General features: G+C 62.5%; 6 protein-coding genes and 2 pseudogenes. 3 read left to right on the top strand and 5 right to left on the bottom strand.

All coding sequences use genetic code 11. The features are described from left to right. Positions 1-149: 149 nt before the first annotated feature. A pseudogene (locus tag R6U53_RS04585) lies at positions 150-560 on the top strand (phosphoglucosamine mutase); the annotation flags it as partial. A gap of 237 nt (positions 561-797) precedes the next feature. Here R6U53_RS04585 and R6U53_RS04580 read toward each other — a convergent pair. After that, a pseudogene (locus tag R6U53_RS04580) lies at positions 798-1,088 on the bottom strand (hypothetical protein); the annotation flags it as partial. Positions 1,089-1,121: 33 nt separating this feature from the next. Between R6U53_RS04580 and R6U53_RS04575 the strand changes: the two are divergent. Both R6U53_RS04575 and R6U53_RS04570 read left to right on the top strand, forming a co-directional pair. After that, positions 1,122-1,781 (top strand): potassium channel family protein, encoded by a 660-nt coding sequence (locus R6U53_RS04575; protein ID WP_410321188.1) that lies wholly within the window; start codon positions 1,122-1,124, stop codon positions 1,779-1,781. A 14-nt stretch (positions 1,782-1,795) separates the two neighbouring features. Further along, on the top strand, positions 1,796-2,395 hold the full coding sequence (locus tag R6U53_RS04570; RefSeq protein ID WP_410321187.1) for a hypothetical protein: 600 nt from the start codon (positions 1,796-1,798) through the stop codon (positions 2,393-2,395). A 226-nt stretch (positions 2,396-2,621) separates the two neighbouring features. Here the strand turns inward: R6U53_RS04570 and R6U53_RS04565 are convergent, their stop codons facing one another. The 4 genes from R6U53_RS04565 to R6U53_RS04550 all read right to left on the bottom strand — a co-directional run bounded on the left by R6U53_RS04565 (position 2,622) and on the right by R6U53_RS04550 (position 7,525). Next, positions 2,622-3,419: a bacteriorhodopsin gene (locus R6U53_RS04565; protein WP_410321189.1), complete on the bottom strand. Its 798-nt coding sequence runs from the start codon at positions 3,417-3,419 to the stop codon at positions 2,622-2,624. A 117-nt stretch (positions 3,420-3,536) separates the two neighbouring features. Then, the gene (locus R6U53_RS04560) at positions 3,537-4,613 is read right to left on the bottom strand and encodes a Brp/Blh family beta-carotene 15,15'-dioxygenase (protein ID WP_410321186.1); all 1,077 of its coding nucleotides are present in this window, start codon (positions 4,611-4,613) and stop codon (positions 3,537-3,539) included. A gap of 1 nt (position 4,614) precedes the next feature. Beyond that, positions 4,615-5,415 carry a lycopene cyclase domain-containing protein gene (locus R6U53_RS04555; RefSeq protein WP_410321185.1) on the bottom strand — a complete coding sequence of 267 codons (801 nt, stop codon included), beginning with the start codon at positions 5,413-5,415 and terminating at the stop codon, positions 4,615-4,617. 94 nt (positions 5,416-5,509) lie between these two features. Continuing rightward, positions 5,510-7,525: a bacterio-opsin activator domain-containing protein gene (locus tag R6U53_RS04550; protein ID WP_410321184.1), complete on the bottom strand. Its 2,016-nt coding sequence runs from the start codon at positions 7,523-7,525 to the stop codon at positions 5,510-5,512. Positions 7,526-7,614: the final 89 nt, after the last annotated feature.

The raw sequence follows: 7,614 nt of genomic DNA, 5'->3' as shown, positions 1-7,614 counted from the left end.
GCACGATCTCTCATATTGCCACAGAATCTGGATAACCCCAATGCGTGCGGTGGCAGATCGATCGTCCGGGTATGCGTATCTCTTTGTCGTCCTCAACCTGGGGTTGCTGCTCGCCTTCTTCGTGTCGAGCTCGCTCAACCTGAGAGTCAGGTGTCGCATTCGGTGGCGAACCGAGCGGGGCCTGGATCTGGCCCGAGGAAACGCTCTGTCCGGATGGCCCGCTTGCGGCCTGTAAACTGGCGGCGCTCGCGTCACAGATACCGCTCGCCGACAGACAGGCAGCCGTGAAACAGTATCCGATCCGACGAGATAGTGTCGAAGTCGACGACAAAGCGGCGGTGATGGCGGCGATTTCGGATCGTGTCGAGTCAGAGTACGACGACGTTTCGACACTGGATGGCATCCGTGTCGATCTGGCTGCGGGGTGGTTCTTGCTCCGGGCGAGTGGAACCCAGCCCCTGGTTCGGGTAACCGCCGAGGCTCGAACAGAAGACGAGCTAGCGGAGACGTACGAACGCGCAAAAGGGCTGCTGACTGAAGCGCGAGCTACTGTCGAGTAAACAGAGCAGAGAATACTAGCCGCGGCGGGTCGACCGGGCCTGGCGAACGTCAGCCCCGTCACGGATCTTGTCCTCACACTGAGGGCAAACTCTCGGTTTGTCGACTCCGTTTGGCGTGAACACCCGTGCATAATCCGTCGTTACGAAGGCACCGCAGTTCTGACATTCCGGCATACAGATTATGATGTACGGCTGGTACGTAATAACTGTTGGTGATCTGATTAACCGAGTGACAGATCAGACCGTTGCAGTGACTGTTCCGTCCTCGGCAAGATCGATCACACCGTCGAACATCTCACGGAACTCGTCGCGGAGCTGTTCGTCGTGGACACCACGGGCGAGATGGAAGAGCCCGACGGCGTCGTACTCGTCGAGCAGATCGAGAATCTGACTGACTGCTTCCTTGGCACTTTCCTCGTCGGCGTAGTAGATCATCTCCGTGATGGAGTCGAGACTGATCCGGAGCTTTCCGTCGTGTGTATCCAGAAACTCGCGGGTCTCTTCGACGACGGCGTTCAGATCTTCCGGCGTCGGATCGGTGACCTATTCGGAGTGACACCAATGCGTACCATAATCGTGGGTGGCGGCCGGATCGGCCGTGCGCTCGCAGAACGTCTGGAGAATCGTGGCGAATACGTCATCATCGTCGAAGACGACGTGGAAAACCTCGAACGGGCCCGTGAAGAGGGATTTACCGCCCACGGCGGGGACGGCACGAGCGCAGAAGTGCTGGCCGACGCCGGGGCCGATGACGCGAAGATCGTCGTTTCGGCGACGGAAAACGACAATGATAACCTGCTCATCTGTCAGCTCGCACAGTCGAAGTTCGACGTCGAAAAGGTGTTTTCGCGGGTGAACAGCCCCGAAAACGTGTCTGCCTTCGAGACGGTCGGGGTGACTGCGATCGACGCGCCGATGGCGACTGCGCTCGCGATCGACAACGAGATCGAACGGCCGGCGCTCTCTCATTGGATGACCGAACTCGGCGAAGGACACGACGTTCAGGAAATCGAGGTAACCGCTTCGGATCTCGTCGGGAAATCGATCGCCGAAATCAACGCCGAGATACCGGACGGGTGCATCGTCGCCGTCGTCGGCCGAGGGCAGTCGGCGCACGTTCCCAGTGGGGCTACCGTCCTCGAAGCCGGCGACCACATCACGTTCCTCGGCGAGAGCAAGGCGGTCAGGCGAGCCATCAATCGGTTTCACCCGCACGATTGAGGACCCGATAGCCGATGAGCGAGCCCCGTCCGGATCCGACCCGATCCGTCCACGACTACGAACTCATCAGACGCCGACACGGACTCTCCGGTATCGTCTCGATTCCGCGAAAGATACGGTGGTGTAGCTACCTGTCGTTCGTGATCGCGGCGTCGATGGGTGCGCTCGCGGTACTGCCGCCATCGGTTCGGAAACTGTACCTGGAGGGCGAAGCGGCGAATCAGTCACTCGGGGTGGGTTTGGTCGCTTTATTCTGTGTCGGGGCCGTCGTCGTCGGCGCCGTCGGACTGGCGGGCGTGGCGCTCCGTCGCGGGCGAGCAGAATCCGTTTCTCGGGAGCACGCTTGGTTCCTCGTCGGGCTGGAGGACGTCTTCTCCGGCATCGCACTCATCACCGGTGCGCTCGGGGTGGCTGCGGTGACGACGCTGACCGTGGTCGGTTTCGCTGGGACTGAGACGGTCGAGCGGCTGCTTGCGGCCGGTATCGATCCCTACCGGCGACTCGCGTGGGCACCGGAAAGCGGTTTCGTGGCTCTCGCCGCGCTCGGCTGCGGTGTGTTCGTCTTTTTGCTCGCGGTGACAACCGATTCCTCGATGCGCTGGACACCCGGATGACCGGAGCAGACCGGGCGGAGCCGAACCACCCGTTACCACCGATCGAGTGACCGCGATGGGGCCGGATGAAGCTCGAGAGGTAGCGTCCGCCCCGGTTCCCGAGCGCGTGACCGTTCGACGGAACTGGACGAAAGCAATACCGTGAAAAGTGCGTCTGGATCGTCGTCTCGTATCGAGGATCGCCACCGCGATGTTGCGACCGCTGATAAGCGGTCGAGGACCCGTATCAGTCGTCGGCTCGGGCGACCGAGCCCGGAGACGTGATGCCGTAGTCGGCGCCGGCCGTGACGCTGTCGGGCTCCTTGATGACGTAGCTGATCAGCAGGTATGCGAAGACGTACTTCGCGATGATGTCGAGGCCGCTGTAAGCCCAGGAGGTGACAGCGACTTCGAGCACCGCGATCCCCTCGACGCCGAGTGCCCAGAAGATCGGATAGCCAAGCCACATGACGACTGTCAGGATCTTCAGCGTGTTGAAGATGCCCCCCGTTCCGGCGGCCTCGGCGTCCTTTGGCCACTCAACGAGGAGGATGTACAGCACCACGAGGAAGAACGTACAGCTGATGAAGTACCAGAACCACCGCAGGAGGTGACTCGACGTGGTGAGTGCGGCGGCCAGGCCGGTCACACACATGGCGATGTCGAAGGTGATCGCGGTGAAGATCTTCGTCACGTTCGAGCCGGCGAGCAGTCCCAGCGCCAGCAGGATCGCCGGTGTCGATAACGCCCAAGTCAGATAGCGGCCCCACATCGTGAGGACCTCCTCACCGGCGAGTGCGTGACCGGGCGGCATCTCGATGAGGCTGATCGTCAGTCCCGAGGCGAGTCCCGTGTAACTCGAAATCGATACCACGGGAACGATCATCGTCGCGACGACGATGAGCTTTGCCCGCGGATCCTCGAGGTTCCTAGCCAGATAAGCGAACAGGAGAATAGAGAGGCCGGCCAGAGCGATATTCACCCAGAAAGAAGCCGCCAGCGCCGTATCTTCCATGACCATCTGGAAGATATCCGATTGTGTCATCTCGGCTTCGGCTTGAAGCGCCACGCCGGTCTGTGCGATCGAGTCCGCGATACCTGTACTGGTCGACATACACATAGTATAAGAACTCCCAGCGTACTCAATTTGATACCAAACTGGTCAGGAACGCGATCGCTCGAGCAGCCGCGGCGTCAGAGCAGTCCAGACGCCCTGCTCGCGGTCGAGCCAGAATACGACCGCTACGTGCGGTAGCGTCAGAACCGCGATAAAAACGAGATACAGACCGACGAGGTCGACCGTTTCCGCCGGCGTCGATGGAACGAGCGCGTAGAGTCCACCGAGCATCAGTATCGCGGCGGCGGTGAGCGGGGCAGCGTCGCGAGCGAACCGCCCGAACGCCCGGCCGTAGCCGCCGCCGCCGAGCGCCGTCCGAGCGGTCGGATCGAGCGCGAGCAGCCGGCCTATGTGCCGTAGCGAATGCCACAGCGTAAAATACAGCCCGACGGCCAAGATCGGCGGCACGGTTGCGAAAAACACAATCAAAAGCGCCGTTTCGCCCGCATCGAACGCCCACCCGCTGCGGCCGTCGGCACGCAGGTAGCCGACGGCGAGCGTCCCGGCAACCAGGGCGATGACGGCCGCCGCCACCACCACACGTCCCCTCGGCGTGAACGCGACGGCTAGTCTCCCGAGATCCCCGGCTCCGAAGAGGCCGACCAGCGTCGTGGCGATCAGCCGGTACTGATCGGGGAAGGCGACGAGCGGAACGAGCATCGGCAGCGAACCGCGAGCAAGCGCGGTCGACACACGTTGTCTTGCTGTTTCAAGATGTTCGACGCCGGCAATGGCAAGCAGCGCGTGCAGTTCTCCCTGCCCCCAGTGAAGCCACGTCAGGAGGATGAATCCGGCGAACGCTGCGACGGGTGCAAAAAACCATCCGATCGCATACAGCCCGCCGACGAGCGCGTAGAGTCCACCGATGGCGGCGAGCGAGCGAACCGTCGCCTGGCGGCCGCGTGCCCGCGTAAGGGTCAGGTGATCGAGCGCTCCGTGCGGCAGCCCGAACAGCAAGACGCTAGCGGCGAGCGGGAGGAACTGATACCGAAGCGGGATCGAGGCGCCGAGCGCAAAGAGCAGAGTCGTACCCGACAGGGCGATCCATCCGGGATAGATCGTCGCTCGTCGCAGTCGGCGTTCGACCGAACCCGACGTGGCGTAATCAGTGGAACCGCCCATATCACTCCCGGATATTTCGGCCCCAAACGGCAACGTACCGCCGATAGCGAACGGCGAGTGGCGAGTCCGCCACCGAAGGCCATTGATCGAGTAGCCACACGTAGAGGACGAATCCCTGGACGACGAATAGGTTCGTCACCAGAAAGAACGTCGCCTCCTCGATAGGAAGGCCGAACGGGGCGACTCCGATGGTGTACCTCTCGGAGATGACCCACAGGCCGAGCGAGATGGCGGTCCAATCCGCGATCCACAGATAGACTGTGGGAACGGCGACGGCGACGGCGACGGTTCGGCGCGCCCGCCAGAGGTGCGTCCAACCGAAGCCCCACTGGATCGCGAGAACGGGTCCCGCCCACAGAAGGATCGCACCCAGATACAGCGTCGAAGGTGCTGCGATCACGAGCACGGCACCGAGAATACTGACCGAAAGCCCGCCGAGGACGCCGACGGCGCGTTCGCGTTTTCCGAGTCGCAGATCGGTGTCCGTCGGTATCGAAAGGTGAGCAAGGAGAAGTATCGTGAGCAGTGGCTGGAGGATGAAAAACAGATACTCACCGACCGGCGCGGAGCCGACGTATCGCCATGTCACGTCGGTGCCGTACCACCAGACGCCGCGGTCGATGAGGTAGTTGTCCCACGGCGTCGTGTAGGCCACGGCCAGCGTCACGATAACAAAGAGGCCGATGCCCGGAACGCGCCCGGTCAGTGCGTCCTCGCGGCGCCAGGCTGCGACGCCGAGCAGAACGATCGGCGGCAGCGTGAACGCGAGGTGGAACTCGAGATACGTTGTTGGGGGAAGCATCGAGAGGGTGCCGACACGGGGTCCGATCGAAGTCGGAGCACGTCCGGGCACGTACAGTTACGGACTCCAAGAAAAAAGGTTCGACCCCAACAAGTCAGGTTTGATCCGCTTGCGCGTCGAAAATCGAGTCGAACACCTTCCGCTGGGCCGTCCGGAGGTGCTCGTGGAAGGTCGAACGGGTGATCCCCATCGACTCGGCGAGGGCTTCCCCCTTAACGGGCCGAGGCCAGCTGAAATACCCGCTGAGGTGGGCCCGACGTAGGGCGGCGTACTGCCGATCGGTGAGTTGTTCGCTGAGCTGCTCGATCAGGCAGTCATCAGTTCGCCGCAGCGTCTCCTCTTGGCGCTGGGTGACGAGTTCGGTCCCCGGATATCGCTGACGAATCGCCTCGACGATCGGTCGTGGATCCGTTCGATTGGGGACGTCGACGACCAGTTCGGCAGTCCCATCCGAGATGGTCATTCCCCGGACGATACCGTTGTTGTCGATAACCGTCTCCAAGAACCCATCGTCCTGGGTACTGTACTCGATGATAGCCCCCGCGTCTTCCTTCGTAATGATCGTTGCGTCGGGATCCTCCGCGGCGGCCTCGAGGGCATCCGGGTTCGCTTCTTGGGCGGTGAACACGGTCCGCCCTCGCCCGTCGTCCCCGCCCGGGATCCGGTCGGCGTATTCCAGTCGGCATCCGTAACACCGAGACAGTTCGATCAGGGGGAACGACTCGCTCGTGGATTCGAAAACCAGCCGTCGGACCTCGTCGTCGGTGAGCAACCGACGGTTTCGAAGCGAGTCGATCGCACCGCCGACGACGCGACCGATGCTGTCAAGAACGGTTCGTTCGTAGTCGTCGAAGGTCACCGAGCGATCGGTGTAGAGCGTCAGAATACCGTAGGTTGCATCCCGATACCGGAGTGGGATCGCCGCGATAGATCCACCAGTCGGGAGCACCCGACTATGGACCGAGTCCGTCAGCAGGGATTCGGAGTCGACGATGACGGCCTCGCCGGAGTGAAACGCCCGTACTGTCGGATCGGCCGGTGGGGACGAGGACGCGGTCTCGTCGGGAAGTTCGATCTGAATCCCATCGATCGGGGTGTAGCCGGCGGCGGTGCTCGCGACTAGCCGCTTGCCGGTGAGCTGGCGGCGCCCGATCCAAGCTGAGCGATACTGTGCCTCGATGAACCGCTCACAGACCGCTCTCTCGAGGTCCTGCCGATCCGTCGCCTCGATAGCGATCTCGGTGATGTCGCCCATCAGCCCTTTGATTCGCGAGAGGAGCCGCTGAAGATCCCGGCGCTGTGAGCGAAGCTCGGCCGCCTGCCGCTCGGCTCTGAGTTCGGCCTCCTTCCGTTCGGTGACGTCCGACTGAAATCCCACGAGGTGTGTGACCTCTTCGGCTTCCTCCTCACCGAGTGGTGCGATCTCGATGCGGTTCCAGAACGGGTCGCCGTCCTTGCGATAGTTGAGGAGTTCGACGGTAATGGGCTGGCGCCTGTCGACCGCTTCGCGCATCCGGGCAACCGTGTCTGGATCGGTGTCCTCGCCCTGAAGAAACCGGCAGTTACGTCCGAGCGCCTCCGAACGGTCGTAGCCGGTGATCCGTTCGAAGGCGTCGTTAATGTATACGAGCGGCTCGTCCGGCACCGTTACATCCGCGATAGTGACGCCGACCGGCGCCTCGTTCATCGCCTGATATTGGAGTTGACCGGCCGTGAGATCAGGTTCTAACGCCGAGCGTGATCCCCGCCGGGCGGCGTCGACGGCTCGATCGACCAGTGTCTCCGGCTCGACGTCGCCCGGCACGTAGTCGGTCACACCGCGGGCAATCGCCTCGCTCGCCAACCGTTCATCGCCGATCTCGGTGTCGGGGTACAACACGAACGGTAGCGACGGCTCGCGATCGCGAACTGACGACACCAACGTCAGTCCGTCACCCCCTGCCAGCTCGTAGTCGCTCACGATGCAGTCCACCTCGCCAGCATCGACCACCGAGAGAACGTCCACGGCGCAATCGTGGGCCGATGTTTCGACCGGCGCCGCCGAAAAGGCATTGACGATGGTCGAAGCCTGCGGTTTCGGTCCCACGAGATGTATCCGGAGGTTCTCCATTCGACGTGAATACGGCCCGAACGGTCATAAAGTTCGTCCAAGGTTTCGGTCCGGTCGATCTCGAGTCGGTCGACGGCGGTAGGGAACGT

This window comes from Natronomonas sp., assembly GCF_046483325.1.
Taxonomy (GTDB): Archaea; Halobacteriota; Halobacteria; order Halobacteriales; family Haloarculaceae; genus Natronomonas.
Note: the sequence above shows the minus strand (reverse complement) of the source record. Positions and strands in the feature narration are given on the sequence as shown.

Bases quoted from the DNA above. Each gene is read 5' to 3' on its own strand.
- R6U53_RS04575 (WP_410321188.1), top strand. From the start codon at position 1,122: ATGCGTACCATAATCGTGGGTGGCGGCCGGATCGGCCGTGCGCTCGCA.
- R6U53_RS04570 (WP_410321187.1), top strand. From the start codon at position 1,796: ATGAGCGAGCCCCGTCCGGATCCGACCCGATCCGTCCACGACTACGAA.
- R6U53_RS04565 (WP_410321189.1), bottom strand. From the start codon at position 3,419: ATGACACAATCGGATATCTTCCAGATGGTCATGGAAGATACGGCGCTG.
- R6U53_RS04560 (WP_410321186.1), bottom strand. From the start codon at position 4,613: ATGGGCGGTTCCACTGATTACGCCACGTCGGGTTCGGTCGAACGCCGA.
- R6U53_RS04555 (WP_410321185.1), bottom strand. From the start codon at position 5,415: ATGCTTCCCCCAACAACGTATCTCGAGTTCCACCTCGCGTTCACGCTG.
- R6U53_RS04550 (WP_410321184.1), bottom strand. From the start codon at position 7,525: ATGGAGAACCTCCGGATACATCTCGTGGGACCGAAACCGCAGGCTTCG.